17 protein-coding genes and 1 tRNA gene are annotated in these 17,798 nt (G+C 65.6%); 3 read left to right on the top strand and 15 right to left on the bottom strand.

The window, feature by feature from the left end; all coding sequences use genetic code 11:
* Positions 1 to 148: 148 nt before the first annotated feature.
* Positions 149 to 3,547, bottom strand: coding sequence for a pyruvate carboxylase (locus tag AC3A4Z_RS00185; RefSeq protein ID WP_498709262.1), 3,399 nt, complete (start codon positions 3,545 to 3,547; stop codon positions 149 to 151).
* Positions 3,548 to 3,848: 301 nt separating this feature from the next.
* Between AC3A4Z_RS00185 and AC3A4Z_RS00180 the strand changes: the two genes are divergently transcribed.
* The gene (locus AC3A4Z_RS00180) at positions 3,849 to 4,667 is read left to right on the top strand and encodes an AAA family ATPase (protein WP_493971617.1); all 819 of its coding nucleotides are present in this window, start codon (positions 3,849 to 3,851) and stop codon (positions 4,665 to 4,667) included.
* 62 nt (positions 4,668 to 4,729) lie between these two features.
* Here the strand turns inward: AC3A4Z_RS00180 and AC3A4Z_RS00175 are convergent, their stop codons facing one another.
* The 5 genes from AC3A4Z_RS00175 to gcvH form a co-directional block, all read right to left on the bottom strand.
* The gene (locus tag AC3A4Z_RS00175) at positions 4,730 to 5,323 is read right to left on the bottom strand and encodes a MerR family transcriptional regulator (protein ID WP_306632926.1); all 594 of its coding nucleotides are present in this window, start codon (positions 5,321 to 5,323) and stop codon (positions 4,730 to 4,732) included.
* A gap of 236 nt (positions 5,324 to 5,559) precedes the next feature.
* On the bottom strand, positions 5,560 to 6,063 hold the full coding sequence (locus tag AC3A4Z_RS00170) for a bifunctional nuclease family protein (protein ID WP_190988956.1): 504 nt from the start codon (positions 6,061 to 6,063) through the stop codon (positions 5,560 to 5,562).
* Positions 6,063 to 6,779, bottom strand: a complete 717-nt coding sequence (gene ftsR, locus AC3A4Z_RS00165; RefSeq protein WP_050055550.1) for a transcriptional regulator FtsR — start codon at positions 6,777 to 6,779, stop codon at positions 6,063 to 6,065. The genes AC3A4Z_RS00170 and ftsR overlap by 1 nt, the downstream gene beginning before the upstream one ends.
* Positions 6,780 to 6,802: 23 nt before the next feature.
* Complete coding sequence (locus tag AC3A4Z_RS00160) at positions 6,803 to 7,279, bottom strand: FHA domain-containing protein (protein ID WP_050055551.1); 477 nt, start codon at positions 7,277 to 7,279, stop codon at positions 6,803 to 6,805.
* Positions 7,280 to 7,436: 157 nt separating this feature from the next.
* A complete protein-coding gene (gene gcvH, locus AC3A4Z_RS00155) occupies positions 7,437 to 7,823 on the bottom strand; it encodes a glycine cleavage system protein GcvH (protein ID WP_050055552.1) in 387 nt (128 codons plus the stop codon).
* 162 nt (positions 7,824 to 7,985) lie between these two features.
* On the opposite strand from gcvH, the gene AC3A4Z_RS00150 reads away from it, so the two are divergent.
* Together AC3A4Z_RS00150 and AC3A4Z_RS00145 are read left to right on the top strand one after the other, a co-directional pair.
* Complete coding sequence (locus AC3A4Z_RS00150; protein ID WP_498709258.1) at positions 7,986 to 8,855, top strand: Fpg/Nei family DNA glycosylase; 870 nt, start codon at positions 7,986 to 7,988, stop codon at positions 8,853 to 8,855.
* Positions 8,856 to 9,255: 400 nt separating this feature from the next.
* Positions 9,256 to 9,561, top strand: a complete 306-nt coding sequence (locus AC3A4Z_RS00145; RefSeq protein WP_498709257.1) for a hypothetical protein — start codon at positions 9,256 to 9,258, stop codon at positions 9,559 to 9,561.
* A 69-nt stretch (positions 9,562 to 9,630) separates the two neighbouring features.
* On the opposite strand, the gene AC3A4Z_RS00140 is transcribed toward AC3A4Z_RS00145, so the two are convergent.
* The 9 genes from AC3A4Z_RS00140 to AC3A4Z_RS00100 form a co-directional block, all read right to left on the bottom strand.
* Positions 9,631 to 9,707 (bottom strand) — tRNA-Pro (locus AC3A4Z_RS00140).
* Between the two features lie 148 nt (positions 9,708 to 9,855).
* Positions 9,856 to 11,406: a ribosome biogenesis GTPase Der gene (gene der / locus AC3A4Z_RS00135; protein WP_498709256.1), complete on the bottom strand. Its 1,551-nt coding sequence runs from the start codon at positions 11,404 to 11,406 to the stop codon at positions 9,856 to 9,858.
* Positions 11,407 to 11,416: 10 nt separating this feature from the next.
* Positions 11,417 to 12,097: a lysophospholipid acyltransferase family protein gene (locus tag AC3A4Z_RS00130; protein WP_498710029.1), complete on the bottom strand. Its 681-nt coding sequence runs from the start codon at positions 12,095 to 12,097 to the stop codon at positions 11,417 to 11,419.
* Positions 12,098 to 12,158: 61 nt separating this feature from the next.
* Positions 12,159 to 12,872: a (d)CMP kinase gene (gene cmk / locus AC3A4Z_RS00125; protein ID WP_498709255.1), complete on the bottom strand. Its 714-nt coding sequence runs from the start codon at positions 12,870 to 12,872 to the stop codon at positions 12,159 to 12,161.
* Positions 12,872 to 13,981, bottom strand: coding sequence for a prephenate dehydrogenase (locus tag AC3A4Z_RS00120; protein ID WP_493971621.1), 1,110 nt, complete (start codon positions 13,979 to 13,981; stop codon positions 12,872 to 12,874). Before AC3A4Z_RS00120 ends, cmk begins: the two co-directional genes overlap by 1 nt.
* A gap of 2 nt (positions 13,982 to 13,983) precedes the next feature.
* Complete coding sequence (locus AC3A4Z_RS00115) at positions 13,984 to 15,192, bottom strand: pseudouridine synthase (protein WP_493971622.1); 1,209 nt, start codon at positions 15,190 to 15,192, stop codon at positions 13,984 to 13,986.
* A gap of 114 nt (positions 15,193 to 15,306) precedes the next feature.
* Positions 15,307 to 15,969, bottom strand: coding sequence for an SMC-Scp complex subunit ScpB (gene scpB / locus AC3A4Z_RS00110; protein ID WP_498709253.1), 663 nt, complete (start codon positions 15,967 to 15,969; stop codon positions 15,307 to 15,309).
* Positions 15,966 to 16,778 (bottom strand): segregation and condensation protein A, encoded by an 813-nt coding sequence (locus tag AC3A4Z_RS00105; RefSeq protein WP_498709251.1) that lies wholly within the window; start codon positions 16,776 to 16,778, stop codon positions 15,966 to 15,968. The genes scpB and AC3A4Z_RS00105 overlap by 4 nt, the downstream gene beginning before the upstream one ends.
* Positions 16,779 to 16,785: 7 nt before the next feature.
* Positions 16,786 to 17,685 (bottom strand): ParA family protein, encoded by a 900-nt coding sequence (locus tag AC3A4Z_RS00100; protein WP_050055622.1) that lies wholly within the window; start codon positions 17,683 to 17,685, stop codon positions 16,786 to 16,788.
* Positions 17,686 to 17,798 lie beyond the last annotated feature (113 nt).

Below are 17,798 nucleotides of genomic sequence, written 5' to 3'. Positions count from 1 at the left end.
GGGGCCCCGCGCCCCTGCCCGCCGCGAAGCGGCCTCGGCAGGGCGCGGGGAATAGCACGCAGAGGATCGGGCCTGCCTCTACCACTGCCGCAAAAGCAACGAGAGGGTCCTCCTGACAGGAGGGCCCTCTCGTCGTTGTTACGGTTGGTTACTGCTCAACCACCAGCAGCAGGTCTCCGCCCTGGACCTGCTCCACGGAGGAGATGGCGAGGCGGGAAACCTTGCCGGCTACCGGTGTGGTGATGGATGCTTCCATCTTCATTGCCTCGATGGTGGCCACGGTGTCGCCCGCGTTGACTTCGTCGCCCGGCTTGACGGTAACGGTCACGGCGCCGGCGAACGGGGCTGCGACGTGGCCCGGCTGGGCGGGGTCTGCCTTCTCGGCGGCCTTGACGTTGCTGACTACGGAACGGTCGCGGACCACCACGGGGCGGGACTGGCCGTTCAGGGTGCACATGACCGTGCGCATGCCCTTCTCGTCAGGCTCTGAGACGGCTTCCAGGGAAGCGATCAGCCGCACGCCCTTCTCCAGCTGGATCTCGTGCTCCTTGCCGCGCTGGAGGCCATACAGGTAGTCGCGGGTATCCAGGACCGAGATGTTGCCGTAGGTCTCCACGCTCTTCAGGTAGTCCTTGGTGGGACCGTCGAAGAGCAGCCTGTTCAGGGTGTGCTGGCGGGTCTTGGAGTCGGACTTCAGCGCAGCACTGTCCTCGGCGCTGAGCTCCGCGTCCCGGACCTTCACGCTCCGGCCCTGGAGGGCTTTGGTGCGGAAAGGCTCGGGCCAGCCGCCCGGCGGGTCGCCGAGTTCGCCGGACAGGAATCCAATGACCGAATCCGGGATGTCGTAGTTCTGCGGGTTCTCGTTGAAGTCTGCCGGGTCCGCGTTCAGTCCCACCAGGTGCAGTGCGAGGTCGCCCACCACCTTCGAGGACGGAGTGACCTTGACCAGGTGGCCCAGGATCCGGTCAGCAGCGGTGTACATGTCCTCGATGGCTTCAAACCGCTCCCCCAGGCCCAGGGCCATTGCCTGCTGGCGGAGGTTGGAGAGCTGGCCGCCCGGGATCTCGTGCTGGTACACGCGTCCTGTGGGGCCCGGAAGGCCTGACTCGAACGGTGCGTAGACGCGGCGGACAGCCTCCCAGTACGGTTCCAGCGAGCTGACGGCTTCCAGGCTGAGCCCGGTGTCCCGCGGGGTGTGGGCCAAGGCTGCCACCAGGGCGGACGCTGAGGGCTGGCTGGTGGTTCCGGCCAGCGACGCCGAGGCGACGTCGACGGCGTCCACACCGGCATTCACGGCGGACAGCAGGGTGGCCAGTTGGCCACCAGCGGTGTCGTGGGTATGCAGGTGCACCGGAAGGTCGAAGCGTTCCCGGAGTGCTGAGACCAGTTTCGCGGCTGCCGCCGGACGGAGCAGGCCGGCCATGTCCTTGATTGCCAGGATGTGGGCCCCGGCGTCAACGATCCTCTGAGCGAGCTCCAGGTAGTAGTCCAGGGTGTAGAGCTTCTCGTTGGGGTCCAGCATGTCGCCCGTGTAGCAGAGCGCAACTTCAGCCACGGCAGTGCCGGTGGCCCGGACCGCACGGATGGCGGGGGCCATCTGGCTGACGTCGTTCAGGGCGTCGAAGATCCGGAAGATGTCGATGCCGGTGGCCGCGGCCTCGTTAACGAAGGCTTCGGTGACTTCCTCCGGGTATGGCGTGTAGCCCACGGTGTTGCGGCCGCGCAGGAGCATCTGCAGGCAGACGTTCGGAAGCGCCTGGCGCAGGGCAGCAAGCCGGTCCCAGGGGTCTTCGCCCAGGAACCGCAGGGCGACATCGTACGTGGCACCGCCCCAGGCTTCCACGGACAGCAGCTGCGGCAGGAGTGCGGTCACCGCGGGGCCGGCAGCGACGAGGTCGCGGGTCCGGACGCGGGTGGCGAGCAGCGACTGGTGCGCGTCGCGGAACGTGGTGTCCGTGACGGCCACCGCGTTCTGCTCACGGAGTGCTTTGGCGAAGCCTTCCGGTCCCAGCTCGAGGAGCTTCTGGCGTGAGCCCGGTGCCGCCTGCTGGTCCTTGACGGACGGGAGCTTGCTGGCGGGGTTGGAGTGGACGGTCAGTTCGCCGTTGGGCTTGTTGACGGTGACATCGGCCAGCCAGGTGAGGAGCTTGGTGCCACGGTCTGCAGAGACCCGCGCCTTGAGCAGCTCCGGGCGCTCGTCGATGAAGGACGTGGCCACATCGCCGGCGATGAAGTCGGGATCGTCAAGCACAGCCTGCAGGAAGGAGATGTTGGTGGAGACGCCGCGGATGCGGAATTCCGCGAGGGCACGGCGTGCGCGGGCCACGGCGGCGGGGTAGTCCCGGCCTCGGCAGGTGAGCTTGACCAGCATGGAGTCGAAGTGCGGGCTGATTTCGGCACCCGAGTAGACGGTGCCGCCGTCGAGCCTTACGCCCGCGCCGCCGGCGGAGCGGTAGCCGGTGATCTTTCCGACGTCGGGGCGGAAGCCGTTGGCCGGGTCTTCGGTGGTAATGCGGCTCTGCAGCGCGGCACCGCGCAGCTTGACCGTGTCCTGGGAGAGGCCAAGGTCAGCGAGGGTCTCGCCGGCGGCGATACGCATCTGTGCCTGGACGAGGTCAACGTCGGTGACCTCTTCGGTGACCGTGTGCTCCACCTGGATGCGCGGGTTCATCTCGATGAAGACGTGCTGGCCCGCGCGCTCACCCACAGTGTCAACGAGGAATTCCACGGTGCCGGCGTTGACGTAGTTCAAGGCCTTGGCGAACTTCACGGCGTCCCGGTAGAGCGCCTGCCGGATGCCCTCGTCCAGGTTGGGGGCCGGGGCAATCTCGATGACCTTCTGGTGGCGCCGCTGGATGGAGCAGTCCCGCTCGAACAGGTGCATCACGTTGCCCTCGGCGTCGGCGAGGATCTGCACTTCGATGTGCCGCGGGCGCAGTACGGCCTGTTCGAGGAACATGGTGGGATCACCGAACGCGGCATCGGCCTCGCGCATCGCGGACTGCAATGCCTCGGGCAGGGCCTCACGGGTGTCCACCCGGCGCATGCCGCGCCCGCCGCCGCCGGCCACGGCCTTGGCGAAGATGGGGAAGCCGATCTCATCGGCTGCGGCAAGGAGTTCGTCCAGGTCCTTCGACGGAGCGCTGGACTTGAGGACCGGAACGCCGGCGTCACGCGCGGCCTTCAGCGCCGCCACCTTGTTGCCTGCAAGTTCCAGCACTTCGGCCGGCGGGCCAACAAAGGTGATGCCGGCGTCCTTGGCTGCCCGGGCCAGGTCCGGGTTTTCGGAGAGGAACCCGTAACCGGGGTAGATGGCGTCCGCACCGGACTCCTTGGCAACCCGCACTATCTCCGCAACGTCCAGGTACGCACGGACGGGGTGGCCCTCTTCGCCAATCAGGTAGGCCTCGTCCGCCTTCTGGCGGTGGATCGAGTTCCTGTCTTCCTGTGGGAAAACGGCAACGGTCTTTGCGCCCAGCTCGTAGCCGGCGCGGAAGGCCCTGATCGCGATTTCGCCGCGGTTGGCCACCAGAACTTTGGAAAACATACTTCTCCTGCATCATTGCGGGTGGATCGGTGAGTGGTCACAGTGTCTAGGACCTGCAAGGACAAACACAAATCTTTGTGGCCACCGTCACAGATTTTCCCGTCATGTCCCGAACCCTTTCGCCGGGCCGGGCGGAAACCGCCTTCAACAGCACAGTCGGTGCCATGCCGACGCCCTTAAAGCGGGATTCGCCGACGCATCCACATATGATGAGTAGGGCGGCAGGACCGTCCGGCTTCGGCGCTGCCGGAGCAAACATTACCCCCAACACGGCATCCGGCGTTAGGTTTTGGTCTCTCAAGTGCAAGTAGTCAGCATCAGCAGCCTCAAGGGTGGAGTCGGCAAGACTTCGGTCACCACAGGATTGGCATCTGCCGCGCTTGCCGCAGGTGTCCGCACGCTGGTGGTGGACCTTGATCCCCACGCAGACGCCACCACTGCCCTGGGCGTCCAGCCCGGCGACCAGTTGGACATCGGCAGGATGCTCAAGAGCCCCCGCCGCGCCAAGCTGGCAGACAACGTGGCGGGCAGCAGCTGGACGACGCTGGCCCACCCCAACGGCTCCGGCCCCGCGGTCCTGGATGTTGCCGTCGGCTCTGCCTATACCGGAATCTACGACCGCCCGGACCTCAGCCGCCGCGACCTCCGCCGGCTTTCGTCGGTCCTGGCCGGCGCAAATGACTACCAGCTGGTCCTGATTGACTGCCCGCCTTCCCTCAACGGCCTGACCCGCATGGCGTGGTCGGCCAGTGACAAGGTGGCCCTTGTCGCCGAGCCGGGGCTGTTCTCCGTTGCCGGCACCGAGCGGACCATGCGGGCCATCCAGCTGTTCCGGCAGGAATTTGCCCCCAACCTGTCGCCGGCCGGCATCATCGCAAACCGCGTGCGGTCCGGTTCCTCGGAGCACAGCTACCGGCTCGCCGAAATGGAATCCATGTTCGGTGAACTCCTGCTGAGCCCGAGGATTCCGGAGCAGGCGAACTGGCAGCAGATCCAGGGCGCCGCCCACCCCGTGCACCACTGGCCGGGAGATTCCGCCAAATCCGCCGCCGCCCTGTTCGATGACCTGCTGGCGAACCTCATGGCTGTGGGCAGCGGATTGCGCAGCCGCGCCAGGTAAGAGGTTCGTTTTAACGGCAGAAGCCGCTCTCCAGAGGAGAGCGGCTTCTGCCGTTAAAACTGTCAGCTGATCTTGCGGGCGGCCCGCCGCTTACTCAGTTCGTCGTCGGGAAAGGACTGCTCGGCAGCGTGCTCACTCGGCAGCGATGCCAGGCTGCCTTCCACCTCGCGCCAGACGCGGCCCACCGCGATGCCGAACACGCCCTGGCCGCCCTGCACGAGGTCAATCACCTCGTCCGCCGAGGTGCACTCGTAGACGCTGGCGCCGTCGCTCATCAGCGTGATTTGGGCGAGGTCTTCCACGCCGCGTTCGCGAAGGTGCTCCACCGCGGTGCGGATCTGCTGCAGTGAGACGCCCGTGTCGAGGAGGCGCTTGACCACCTTCAGAACGAGGATGTCGCGGAAACCGTAAAGGCGCTGGGACCCCGAGCCGGCGGCGCCGCGGACGGCGGGTTCAACCAGCCCCGTGCGTGCCCAGTAGTCCAACTGGCGGTAAGTGATGCCAGCAGCCTTGCAGGCGGTGGGACCCCGGTAGCCGGCGTCCTCGTCCAGGACGGGAAGGTCTTCGGTGAACAGGAGGCCCTGGGCACCGCTCGCGGGCATCGCAACACCAGCCGTGGGCTGTTTCAGCCCGCCTGCTTCGCCTTTGGGACTCACCTGGATCCTCCTTGTCATAAGCCCCCCGTGAACAACTGCAACGGCAGGAACAGGTACGAAGACCATGCCTGTAATTTCCGCGGGGCGCACCTTCCAGTGTGACTTGCGCGGCTGCCGTAAGCAATGGGAACTTGATACTTCGACGTTAGGCCTGCAGGGACCCAAGGTCAAAGACGTTGGCCGGTTCAAACAGGCGTGTCGAAACTCTCGACCTCAACTTTAACCTTAACGTGACCTTAGCCGTCGAAATCCTCGGGCTCCACGTCGTCCAGGAACTCCCGGAAGCGGCGCAGTTCCCGCTCCTCGTCCACGGTGGGGCCGGGCTCGGCGTCCTCCCCCTCGTCGTGCTCGGTAATCCGGACGCCGGCTTCGTCCATCACGGAGTCCGCGCACCAGATGCGGCATTTGGCGCGCAGGGCGATGGCGAGTGCGTCGGAGGCCCGGGAGCTGACGGTGGTGCCGTTCTCAAACTGGAGCTGGCCGTAGAAGATGTTGTCCTCCACCGCCACGATGTTAACGCTGACCACTGAATGGCCCAGGGACTCCACCACGTCCACGAGGAGGTCGTGCGTCATGGGCCGGGGCGGAACCACTCCCTGCTGGGCGAGGGCAATGGCGCTTGCTTCCGGGGTGCCGATCCAGATGGGCACGTGGCGTTCGCCGTGCATCTCCCGGAGGAGGACCAGCGGCTGGTTGGAAGGCAATTCAATCCGAACGCCTACGATCTCGACTTCAATCATCAGATGTCCATGCGTGAGATGTGGTCCTGCACCAGAGCCCGGTGCAGGGTAAGGCAGAGGTCGCTGATTTCGCGGGCGGCCTCCGCCGCGCGCGCCTGGGATGCGGCGTCCTTGCGGGAGGCAAGAGGCGCCACTGCGCGTTCCACCAGCCCGAACTCGCGTTCGGCAGCTGCCTGGAAGGGACGAAGGTGCCGCGGCTCGAGCCCGTGGCTTTCCAGCTGCACACAGGCCCGGGCCACCTGGAGGGCGTGCTCGTCAAACTGTCCGTTGGTATGGCTGATCAGCCCGAAACTCAACAGGGCCTGGAGCAGCGGGACGCTGGCGCCGGACTCCGTCCGCAGCTGTTCCTCGGTGAGCTTGCGCCCCCGGCTCTGCAGTTCCGCGGCGAGTTCGTCGGAGACGATCCGCGGGGAAACCACGACGCCGGGCGGCAGGTTTTCGGGCCGTTCTCCCCTGTCGATGGCGTCAAGGTAGTCCTTGATGACTTTCAGGGGCAGGTACTGGTCCCGCTGCAACGCCAGGACAAACCGCAGGCGCTCAACGTCGCCGTCGGAATACTGCCGGTAGCCCGCAGGGGTACGGCGGGGATTGATGAGCCCCTTTTCCTCGAGGAACCGGATTTTTGACGCGGTCATTCCCGGGAAGTCGCCGCTGAGCTGGGCGAGGACTTCGCCGATGTTCAGGACCTGCGGTCCCCGGCGTTCCGGTTGTGCCATTGCCACAGGCAGCGGTCCCCGGATCAGCCGCGGCCTGCAGCGCTGGCAGGGCTCAGGTAGAAGGTGAGGCGGAATTTGCCGATCTGGACTTCACTGCCGGACTTGAGCTCAACGCTGTCCACGCGGTCGTGGTTGACGTAGGTCCCGTTCAGGCTGTTCTTGTCCACCACTTCAAAGCTCCGGGCGGTGCGGCGGAATTCCACGTGGCGGCGCGAGACGGTGACGTCATCGAGGAAGATGTCGGCATCCGGGTGGCGGCCGGCGGTAGTGACGTCCGAATCGAGCAGGAAGCGGGCTCCGGCGTTCGGTCCGCTGTGCGCAACGAGGAGGGCGGAACCGGCGGGCAGTGCCTCCACGGAACTGCGTTCGTCGGTTGACAGTTTGGGCGCGATGGTGGGTTCATCGGTCACCGGGGTGAGATGGATCGAGGTGGTCTCCGACGCCCTAGCCGCACCATTGCCGTATTCCCCATCGGCAGGGTTGTTTGTGTGGCCAGCCATGGACTCCTCCTCTTCGACGATCCGGCGCTCGCGCCGGTATTCAACTTTTGCCCTCCGCACCTGCCCTGCAGGTCCGGAACCGGCTCCCGATCCGGCCGCTGACGTGCGAAGACGTTCCTCTTGCACGTCCGGCCGAACCGGATGTACCGGTTAGCTTTTAGCCTACCTGTTGTTCGTACTCGGATGCACTGAGCAATGACTCCACGGCGTCCGGTTCGGCCAGTTTGACTTCGATGAGCCAGCCGTCGCCGTAGGGATCGGTGTTGATCAGGGCCGAATCGGTGTCCAGGGAGTCGTTGCGGGCCACCACTTCACCGCTGACCGGGGCGTAGATGTCGCTGACGCTCTTGGTGGACTCAACCTCGCCCACCACTTCGTTCGCCGTAATCTTTGTGCCAACTTCGGGCATCTGGGCGTAAACAACATCCCCTAGCGCGTCCTGGGCGAAGTCGGTGATGCCAACGCGCACCACGCCGTCGGCGTTGGGAGCAGTGACCCACTCATGTTCGGCGGTGTAGGACAGTTCTTCGGGAATGTTGCTCATCAGGGGCCTTTCATCGGGTCGAACACCAATGTCAACGGGGCCAAACAGGCCGCCGCTGAAAGTATAGGCACAAGTGCCGGGGCGTTCGCGGGCGATTCTGACAAGATGGGACGCATGACCGAACGCACCGTTCCGGGACCCGGGGAAGCTGCAGGGTAAGCCATGCCTGAACTTCCGGAGGTAGCTGGCCTGGCCGAATTTCTTGACGAACATCTGCAGGGAACCTCGGTGACCAAAGCGCAGATTGTTTCCTTCGCTGTGCTCAAAACGGCAGATCCGCCATTCAACGCCCTCGAGGGCAGGACGGTGACGGGGGTGCGGCGCTTCGGCAAGTTCGTCAGTATCGATACCGGCGGAATCTCGCTCGTCTTCCATCTGGCGCGTGCGGGCTGGGTGCGTTTCACGGACTCCCCCACTGATGCGCAGCTGAGGATGGGCAAGGGCCACATCGCGGCCCGTTTCACCTTTGCGGGCCCTGATGGTCCGCGCGGCATCGACCTCACGGAGGCTGGAACCAAGAAGAGCCTGGCAGTCTATGTGGTGCGGGACCCGCAGGACGTTCCCGGCATCGCCACACTGGGGCCGGATCCGTTCACCGAAGCGTTCGACGCCGACATGCTGGCCGAGATCCTCGCCGGCAGTTCACAGCAGATCAAGGGACTCCTCAGGAGCCAGAGCGTCATCGCCGGCATCGGCAACGCCTACAGCGACGAGATCCTGCACGCTGCGCGGATCTCGCCCTTTGCCACCGCCAAGTCGCTGGACCGCCCAACGGTGCAGGTCCTTTATGACGCCATCCACAGCGTCCTGGGCACAGCTTTGGCGGAAGCGCGGGGCAAGCCGCCCAAGGACCTGAAGGACGTCAAGCGGAGCCATATGCGGGTTCATGCCCGGGCCGGATTGCCTTGCCCGGTATGCGGGGACACCGTACGGGAGGTTTCCTTTGCCGATACGGCGCTGCAGTACTGCCCCACCTGCCAGACGAAAGGCAAGATCCTGGCCGACCGCAGGACCTCAAAGTTCCTAAAATAGGGTAAGCACGGCCCTTCACAGCGCGGAAAAACGGCGTGTATCGTGAGTGGCACGTCCCCTCCCAACAATCATTTCGGGCGGACGGAAACTGATTACATGAGGGTCCAGAAACCGGCGCTCACTGCTCACATACAGTGCCTATCTGGGCCCTTCGCATGTGTTCAGGCAATCACTCATACACCCTGCAGATGAAGTTCCCCGGGAATTGATCAAGCTTCATACAAAGGGCATTCGCACCCTCAAGTACGGCGTCTCCCCGCGCCCATTGGACTTGAGAGGCAAACCGCAGACAGGCGAGTCGACGACGACGTTGACCGCGCCCCAAGACGGCCAGCGCCGCTCTGCCTGCTCTCCCGTTCCTGCGGCATCGAAAGTAATTGATGCACGATAGGAAAGTTCAATGAACAAAGTAACCCGCCTCCTCGGCTCGGCTGCCCTTGCCACGGGCCTGATCTTCGGAGGATCAACCGGTGTGGCGTTTGCCAACGACAACGACTACAGAGATAGCCACAAGTCGTCGTATGACAACCGCGACCGGCGTGACGACGATCGTCGCTATGACGGCCGTAATTCCTACCACAATGACTACAAGTACCTCTACCGCTGCAGCAACTGGCGGGGCCACCACCACTGGTACGAGTGGAGTGACCGGTACGAGCACCGGAGGAATTGCGATTTCGTTCTCAAAGTAAGAGTGCGTTACTGATCTCCTGGCCACTGCGCCGGGAACAGGAAAAGGCCGGAACCACGCGTTTCCGCGTGCTTCCGGCCTTTTTGGTCGGGCTGACAGGATTTGAACCTGCGACCCCTTGACCCCCAGTCAAGTGCGCTACCAAGCTGCGCTACAGCCCGTTAGTTCCGCCGTTCTCCGCTGCGCTTCATCCGCGGGCTAACCCGGGGATTTCCACCAGCAGTCCGGCCGAACCACCTAGAAGAGCTTACACGATCCCGGAGGGTGCCAGTGACACTTTCCGGGATTCGCTGCTCAGGTGTGGCGTAATTAACGCTTCTTGCCCCGCTTTTCGCGCACGCGCATGCTGACCTCGATGGGCGTTCCCTCGAAGCCAAAGGTTTCCCGCAGCCGGCGGGTGATGAAGCGGCGGTATCCGGGGTCCAGGAAGCCGGTGGTGAACAGCACGAACTTCGGCGGCCGGCTGGAGGCCTGCGTGCCGAAGAGGATGCGCGGCTGCTTGCCGCCGCGGACAGGGTGCGGGTGGGCAGCCACCAGCTCGCCCAGGAAGGCGTTCAGGCGGCCGGTGGCGATGCGCTTGTCCCAGCTTTCCAGCGCCACATCCAGGGCCGGAACGAGCCGGTCCTTGTGCCATCCGGTTTTCGCCGAGATGTTGACCCGGGGAGCCCAGTTCACGTGCGCCAGGTCCTGTTCGATTTCACGCTCAAGGTAGCGCCGGCGTTCGTCGTCGAGCAGGTCCCACTTGTTGAACGCCAGCACCAGGGCACGCCCTGATTCGATGGCGAGCTGCAGGATCCGGACGTCCTGCTCGCTGAGGACCTCGTCCACGGCGAGCAGCACGACGGCGACCTCCGCCTTTTCGAGCGCGGACTGCGTCCGCAGGGAGGCATAGAAGTCCGCACCCTGCGCCATGTGCTGGCGGCGGCGGATGCCTGCCGTGTCCACGAAGCGCCAGGTCCGGCCGCCAAGCTCGATGAATTCGTCCACCGGGTCACGCGTGGTTCCGGCGGTGTTGTCCACCACCACGCGCTCCGTGCCGGCGAGCTTGTTCAGCAGCGAGGACTTGCCCACGTTGGGGCGGCCGATCAGGGCGATGCGCCGGGGGCCGCCGGAACGCTCAAGGCCTTCGATGGTGGAGAACTCGGGAAGCACGTCCATCACGTGGTCCAGCAGGTCCGCCACGCCCCGGCCGTGCAGGGCCGAGACGGGGTAGGGCTCGCCGAAGCCGAGGCCCCACAGTGCAGCGGAGTCGGCTTCCTGCGCGAAGTCGTCAACCTTGTTGGCCACCATGATGACGGGCTTCTTGCTGCGGCGCAGCATCTTCATCACGCCTTCGTCGGTGGCGGTGGCGCCCACGGCGGAGTCGACGACGAAGAGGACTGCGTCCGCGAGCTCCACGGCCATTTCGGCCTGCTCGGCCACCCGGGCGTGGATGCCGCGGGCGTCGTGCTCCCAGCCGCCGGTGTCCACCAGCGTGAAGTTGCGGCCGTTCCAGTGGGCGGAGTACATCACGCGGTCGCGGGTAACGCCGGGGGTATCTTCCACCACTGCTTCGCGGCGGCCCAGGATGCGGTTCACCAGAGTGGACTTGCCCACGTTGGGCCGGCCGATGATGGCCAGGACCGGATCCAGCTTGACCGGGCCGTCGTAATCCTCGTCGCCGAATTCGCCGCTGAGGAGCGCGGCGTCGTCCTCGTCGAGGTCGTAGTCCTCAAGGCCCGCCCGGAGGGACGCCGCGCGGAGCTCCGCTTCGTCGTCGTCAATCGCGGCCAGCCGTTCAGCAATCTGGTCGGTGCCGGTGGGGGTGTATTCGTCGTCGCCGGCGCCTGGGTGGCCGGAGGTCTGGGTGGTGTCGCTCATTGCACTGTCCTTAGTGGTCATCTGCCGGCGTCCCGGCTACTGCTTGAAGTCTTTGTGGATTGGTGCCCGCCGGCAGCGGCTGCCCGGTGAGTTGAATGGAATCCTGCACATGCCCTGACAGTGCGTCACGGATCTCCAGCGCCGCCCTGTCCATTGAAGCACGGCCGCTTTCCCCGGCCCTGCGGCCCAGGGTCAGCGCATTCCCGAAGCTGACGTGGAACCGCCGGCCCGGCCGCGGCACGGAATCAAGGTGCTCGTCGCCCTTGCGGGTGCCGAGGATCGCAACCGGCACCACCGGCGCCCCGGAGTTCAGTGCCAGCCAGGCAACGCCGCCGTTGATGTCTTCTGCTGCCCCGCTCCCCCGCGTGCCTTCGGGGAGGATGCCGACGCAACGGCCGGCGTCGAGCACTTTCCTGCAGCGCTGCAGCGCGGCGCGGTCTCCCGACCGGTCCACCGGGAGCTGCCCCGATGCAGTGAGGACCCGGCCCAGGAACCCGGTGAACATCTCCTGTTTCACCAGGATGTGCATGGGCCGGGGCGAGGCACCGAACATCACCGGCCCGTCCAGGAAGCTGATGTGGTTGGCGGCAAAAATCACCGGACCGCCGGTGGGGACGTTGTCCCGTCCGGTGACTGATGTCCGGTAAACCAGGTGATCCAGGGCCCAGCCCACCGGCCTGCTCCAAGCCATGGTCCAGCCGGACGGGATCTCCGGCCTGCTCCTGCCCGTGGCCGGCTGGTTCATGGCCGGCTCAGTCACGGTTCAGGACCTTGGTCACAATCACCAGGGCTGCGGCGACTGTCTGGTCGAAGTCGAGGTCCGAGGAGTCCAGGGTCACCACGCCCGAGGCGGCCTGGGTGAAGTTGACCACGGTGGAATCCTTGGCATCACGGTGGGTCACCTGCGCGGCCAGCTGTTCGGCGTTCTGAGTACCGCCGAGCTGGATGCCGCGGCGGCGAAGCCGGGCTTCCTCGCTGGCGGTGAGCAGCATCCGCACCTCTGCGCCGGGTGCGACGACGGTAGTGATGTCCCTGCCTTCCACCACCATGCGCCGGTGGTGCTTTTCAATCAGGGCCCGCTGCCGCCGGATAAGCTCCGTCCTGGCACCAAGGGTGGTGGCCACTGCACTGACTGCCGAGGAGATGGCAGGTTCCCGGATGGCGTCCGTAACGTCCACGCCGTCAACGCGGACGTACTCCTCATTGGGGCTGGTGCTCATATCCAGGACCAGGTCGCGGGAGGCCTGCTCCACGGACGCAGCGTCCTCCAGGTCAATGCCGGTCGTGACACAGTGCCAGGTCAGCGCGCGGTACATCGCGCCGGTGTCCAGGTAGGCGAGGCGGAGCCTCCGGGCCACTTCCTTGCTGACACTGGACTTGCCCGAGCCGGACGGCCCGTCGATGGCAACCACCAGCGGCCTGCCGAGGCGGATCGCCGGCAGGGTGTCAAGAAGTTCCTGTGTCATTACTGAAGTACCCGCCATCCGCGGTCGTTTAATGCTTCGATCAGGTGGTCATGCTTATTGGGCAACACTGACAATTCCACCATGCCCACGTTCTGGCCGGACGAATGGTCCAGCCGCAAGTCCTCAACGTTTACCCCGATTTCACCGATTTCGGTCAGGAGCTGCGCGATCTGGCCGGGTTTATCGTCCACCAGGACGGTGAGCCACGAATACGCCTGCGGAGGCCCGCCGTGTTTGCCCGGGATCCGGGCCTGTCCGGCATTGCCTTCGCTGATCAGCTGCGCGAGGTCCAGGCGGGCACCCGGCGCCGCGGGCTGTTCCAGCGTTCCGATCAGCCGGTTGAGGTCCTCGCGCACACCGTAAAGGATCTCCACCACCTTCGCCGCATTGCCGCCCAGGATCTGCACCCAAAGGGTGGGATCGCTGGCAGCAATCCGGGTAACGTCGCGCAGGCCGTTCCCCGCCAGGGACAGCGCATGCAGCGGTGTGCCCTGCAGCCGGCTGGCCAACAGCGAAGACATCACCTGGGGCAGATGCGAAACAAGCGCCACGGCCTCATCGTGCTCGTCGGCCGTGAACTGGGATACGACTGCTCCCAGGTCGGCAGCCAGCGAGCGGGCCACCTGGAGGGCTTCCCCGGAAGTCTCGTCGGACGGGCAAACCACCCACGGCATCGACGTGAACAGCTCGCCACGGGCAGCAACCGGCCCGGACTTTTCCCGTCCTGCCATGGGATGGGTGCCCACGTAACGTGACAGGTCAACGCCGCGGCCGCGCAGTGCTGCGAGGATCCCGGCCTTGACACTGGCGATGTCCACCACCACGGATTCCGGGTAGTCAGCCAGCGCCTTCGCCACAACATCGGCCGTGACATCCGGCGGGGCGGCAACAACCACCAGCTGCGGCGCGTCCCCGGCCAGGGCAGCGAGGGGCTGCCCCGCCCCGATGTCCACCGCAACAGCCTGGTTGGTGGGCGACGGATCGGAGAGGTACACCGGTACCCCGCGGCCCCGCAGGCCAAGCCCGATGCTGGTCCCCAGCAGCCCAGTACCGAGGACCACAACGGGACCGTCCAGGTGCCCGCGGCCCTGGCTGTGGAAAGCCGACATGGTCAGAGCCCTACGGATGCCAGCAGGTGGCCGACTTCCTGCTTGCCAAGGTTGCGGATGCTTCCCTGGCGCTGGTCGCCCAGGCCAATGGGTCCCACCTTGACGCGGACCAGCCGCAGGACCGGGAACCCGACGGCGTCGAACAGGCGGCGCACGATGCGGTTCTTGCCGGAGTGCAGCACCACCTCGATCAGCACGTGGCCCGGGGTGGAGTCGACCAGCCGGAAGGAATCGACGGAGGCAAAACCGTCTTCCAGTTCAACACCCTGCTTCAGCTGGGCGCCGATCCCCTGCGGGAACGGGCCGCGGACCTGGACCAGGTATGTCTTGGGAACCTCATAGGACGGGTGCGTCAGCCGGTTTGCCAGTTCGCCGTCGTTCGTCAGCAGGAGCAGCCCCTCGGTGGCGACGTCCAGCCGGCCCACGTGGAAGAGCCGCTCGCCATGCTGGTTCCGGAGGAAGTCGCTGATGCAGGGCCGGCCTTCGGGATCCTCCATGGTGGAGACAACACCCTTGGGCTTGTTGAACACCATGTAGACCATGTTCTCGTCCAGCTGGATCCGGATGCCGTCCACGTGGATGACGGCGGTTTTCGGGTCGACCCGGACGCCGAGCTCGGTGACCACCTGGCCGTCCACTTCCACCCGGCCCTCGGCGATCATCTCTTCGCAGACACGCCGTGATGCCACGCCGGCGGAGGCCATCACCTTTTGCAGGCGGACGCCGTCGGCATCGTGGAGTTCGGACTGGGGAACTTCACCGCGCGGGCCCTTCTTGCGTGACGGCTTGCGGATCGGCCCGAGGTTCTGGCCGAAGCGTTCGCTGCCGAAGGCGCGTGAGGCGGCTGCCCCGGGGGCGCCGGTCCGCGGCTTCTGCTTGGGGGCCCCGGGAGTGCCGGGCGCTTTTTTGGCACCGGGCTTGCGCGCGGCAGGCTTCCGGGAAGAAGGCTTGGCGGCCCTTGCTTCCGGGGCTCCCCCGCTTGTCCGGGCTTCCGGTGCCTCATCCGGGTCGATGAAGCGCTCCTCGCGCGGCTTGGGCGCGCGGTGCGGCCGGTCGCTGCCGAAGCCGGCGCCGCGCTTGGCTGAACCGCCGCGGAAGCCGCCGGCGGACGCGCCGCCCTGGGAGGTGCTGCGTCCCGGCGTGTTGTTGTGTCCGGAGCTGTTGCGTCCCGAACTGTTACGTGGTGAACCCTGGCGTCCCGCCTGTGTCATGACCCGTCCTTCGATATGTTGACCGGCAAGGTGTCCAAAGACAACCCTAGCCAGCCGTGCAGAAATAATCTGCCCTTGTAAGTACTCGTGCCGCAGCCAGGGCTGGTTCCCTGCCTACGTTGCTTCGGCGTCGTAGAACTCCGCGATCCCGTCCAGCCCCGGGAGGTGCGGGGACAGCTGCGGCAGCTCGGCCACTGAACTGATGCCCATCCGTTCGAGGAAGTACGACGTGGTCCGGTAGAGGATGGCGCCGGACTCGGGATCGGTTCCCGAGTCCTCGATCAGCCCGCGCTGAGCGAGTGTCCGTACGACGGAGTCAACATTAACTCCCCTGATTGCGGACACCCTGGCCCTGGAGACCGGCTGGCGGTAAGCGATCACCGCGAGCGTTTCCAGGGCGGCCTGGGTGAGCCTGGCCGTCTGCCCCTCCAGCACATATTTGCCCACGATATGGGCGAATTCAGCACGGGAGTAGATCCGCCAGCCACCGGCGACTTTCCGCAATTCAAAACCCCGGGGGCTGGAGCCGAAACCAGCTGGGCTGGCTGAATCCATATCCGGGGCGTTAACAGTATAGCCGTTATACTCGCGCTGGAGTTCTGCCAGCAGGGCGCCCACCGCATCAACGGTCAGCTCAAGGCCGGCGGCCAGCTCCTCTTCCGTGGCGGGCTCATCGATGACCATCAGCACGGCCTCGAGGGCAGCCTTGGCGCCGCCGGGGAGGCCATTGACGTCCGGTTCCTCCCGGGCTGGGTCTTCTGTCGGTTGTTGGGTCACAGCTGCTCCTCAAATTCCTCACTCAGGTTCTCGGCGGACCAGTCCCCGCTGCCGGCCGTCCAGTGCACGGCCAGGTCCCCCAGCGGCGAGAGTTGGTCAAACGAGACGGCTTTGTCCCGGAACAGTTCCAGCAGGGCAAGGAACCTGGCCACCACCACCAGGGTGGAGTCGGCGTCGGCGATCAGGGTCCGGAACGTCAGCGGAGATTCGAGCTGCAGCCGAAGGCCCACGATCTCAGCCTGCTCCTTCACGCTGACTGTGCCGCCGTGAAGGTGGGCAAGGCCTACTTCGGTTGGCTGCGGAGCCTTGGGCCGCATGGCTGCTTCGGCCAGGCGGGCAAACTGTTCGGGCGTGTGTTTCCAGACGAGTTCGGGGAGCATCGCTGCGAAGTGTTCTTCCAGCGCGACCTGCCGGGGGAAGCGCAGGGCCTCCTGGTGCAATGTTTCGCCGAGGAGGCCGGCCACGTGCTTGAACGCTTTGTACTGGAGCAGCCGGGCGAAGAGCAGGTCCCTGGCTTCCAGAAGCGCGATGTCTTCGTCGTCGTCCACCTCGCCGGCAGGCAGGAGCCGGGCAGCCTTGAGGTCCAGGAGCGTTGCCGCGATCACCAGGAATTCGCTGGCCTCATCCAGGGCCCACTCTTCGCCCAGCTTCTGCAGGTTCCGGATGTACTTGATGAACTCGTCAGTGACGGTGGCGATGGCCACCTCGGTGATGTCCAGCTGGTGTTTGGCAATCAGCCCCAGCAGGAGGTCGAACGGACCCGTGAAGTTGGCCAGCCGCACCTCGAAGCCGGGCTTGGTTTCGGCCACGGCGTGGCTAGGGTGCGCCGCCGCGCGAAATCAGTTCCTTGGCCAGCCTGCGGTAAGCGTCGGCCCCCACGTGGGTGGCGGCGTAGCTCGTGATCGGCTCGGCGGCCACGGTGGCGTCGGCGAACTTGATGGAGCGCTTGATGACGGTTTCGAAGACCTTGTCCCCGAAGGCCTCCACCAGGCGGGCGATCACTTCGCGGCTGTGCAGGGTGCGGGCGTCGTACATGGTGGCCAGCACGCCGTCCACCTGCAGGCGGGGGTTCAGCCGGTCCTGGACTTTGTCGATGGTTTCCACCAGCAGCGCCACCGCACGGAGGGCAAAGAACTCGCAGATCAGCGGAATGATCACGCCGTGCGCGGCGGTGAGGGCGTTGACGGTGAGGAGTCCGAGTGACGGCTGGCAGTCGATGAGGACGACGTCGTATTCGTCTTCGACCTTCTTGAGCGCACGGTCCAGTACCTGCTCGCGTGCCACCTCGTTAACCAGCTGCACTTCGGCTGCCGAGAGGTCGATGTTTGCCGGCAGCAGGTCGACGTTCTCCACGCCGGTCTGGTGGATGGCGTCCCGGATGTTTACCTTGCGGTCCATGAGGACGTTGTAGACCGTGAGGTCCAGTTCGTGGGGGTTGACGCCCAGGCCGGCGGACAGGGCGCCCTGGGGATCAAAGTCCACCAGGAGCACACGGCGGCCGTATTCGGCCAGTGCTGCCGCGAGGTTGATGGTGGAGGTGGTCTTTCCAACGCCGCCTTTTTGGTTAACCATGGCGATGACGCGGGCCGGACCGTGGGAGGACAGCGGCGCGGGTTCCGGGAACTCGCGGTATGGGCGCCCCGTGGGCCCCATCACCGCGTCTTCCAGGTCGAATTCCGTGCCCTCCAGAGTTGCTGAACCCTGTTCGCTGCTCACGTATCTATCCACACTTTCGATGACGGTGATTTCCTGCCGCTGGATGGCCAGCAACGCTCCTGCTTCTCCCCAAGGTTACAGCGCCCGACACGGTATTCGAGGCAACTTGACTT

Source organism: Arthrobacter sp. Soil_C_49 (genome assembly GCF_057656635.1).
Note: the sequence above shows the minus strand (reverse complement) of the source record. Positions and strands in the feature narration are given on the sequence as shown.

Excerpts from the sequence above, each read along its gene's own strand:
- AC3A4Z_RS00185 (WP_498709262.1), bottom strand. The coding sequence starts at position 3,547 with ATGTTTTCCAAAGTTCTGGTGGCCAACCGCGGCGAAATCGCGATCAGG.
- AC3A4Z_RS00170 (WP_190988956.1), bottom strand. The coding sequence starts at position 6,063 with ATGATTGAAGTCGAGATCGTAGGCGTTCGGATTGAATTGCCTTCCAAC.
- ftsR (WP_050055550.1), bottom strand. The coding sequence starts at position 6,779 with ATGGCACAACCGGAACGCCGGGGACCGCAGGTCCTGAACATCGGCGAA.
- AC3A4Z_RS00160 (WP_050055551.1), bottom strand. The coding sequence starts at position 7,279 with ATGGCTGGCCACACAAACAACCCTGCCGATGGGGAATACGGCAATGGT.
- gcvH (WP_050055552.1), bottom strand. The coding sequence starts at position 7,823 with ATGAGCAACATTCCCGAAGAACTGTCCTACACCGCCGAACATGAGTGG.
- AC3A4Z_RS00150 (WP_498709258.1), top strand. The coding sequence starts at position 7,986 with ATGCCTGAACTTCCGGAGGTAGCTGGCCTGGCCGAATTTCTTGACGAA.
- AC3A4Z_RS00145 (WP_498709257.1), top strand. The coding sequence starts at position 9,256 with ATGAACAAAGTAACCCGCCTCCTCGGCTCGGCTGCCCTTGCCACGGGC.
- der (WP_498709256.1), bottom strand. The coding sequence starts at position 11,406 with ATGAGCGACACCACCCAGACCTCCGGCCACCCAGGCGCCGGCGACGAC.
- AC3A4Z_RS00130 (WP_498710029.1), bottom strand. The coding sequence starts at position 12,097 with ATGGCTTGGAGCAGGCCGGTGGGCTGGGCCCTGGATCACCTGGTTTAC.
- cmk (WP_498709255.1), bottom strand. The coding sequence starts at position 12,872 with ATGACACAGGAACTTCTTGACACCCTGCCGGCGATCCGCCTCGGCAGG.
- AC3A4Z_RS00120 (WP_493971621.1), bottom strand. The coding sequence starts at position 13,981 with ATGTCGGCTTTCCACAGCCAGGGCCGCGGGCACCTGGACGGTCCCGTT.
- AC3A4Z_RS00115 (WP_493971622.1), bottom strand. The coding sequence starts at position 15,192 with ATGACACAGGCGGGACGCCAGGGTTCACCACGTAACAGTTCGGGACGC.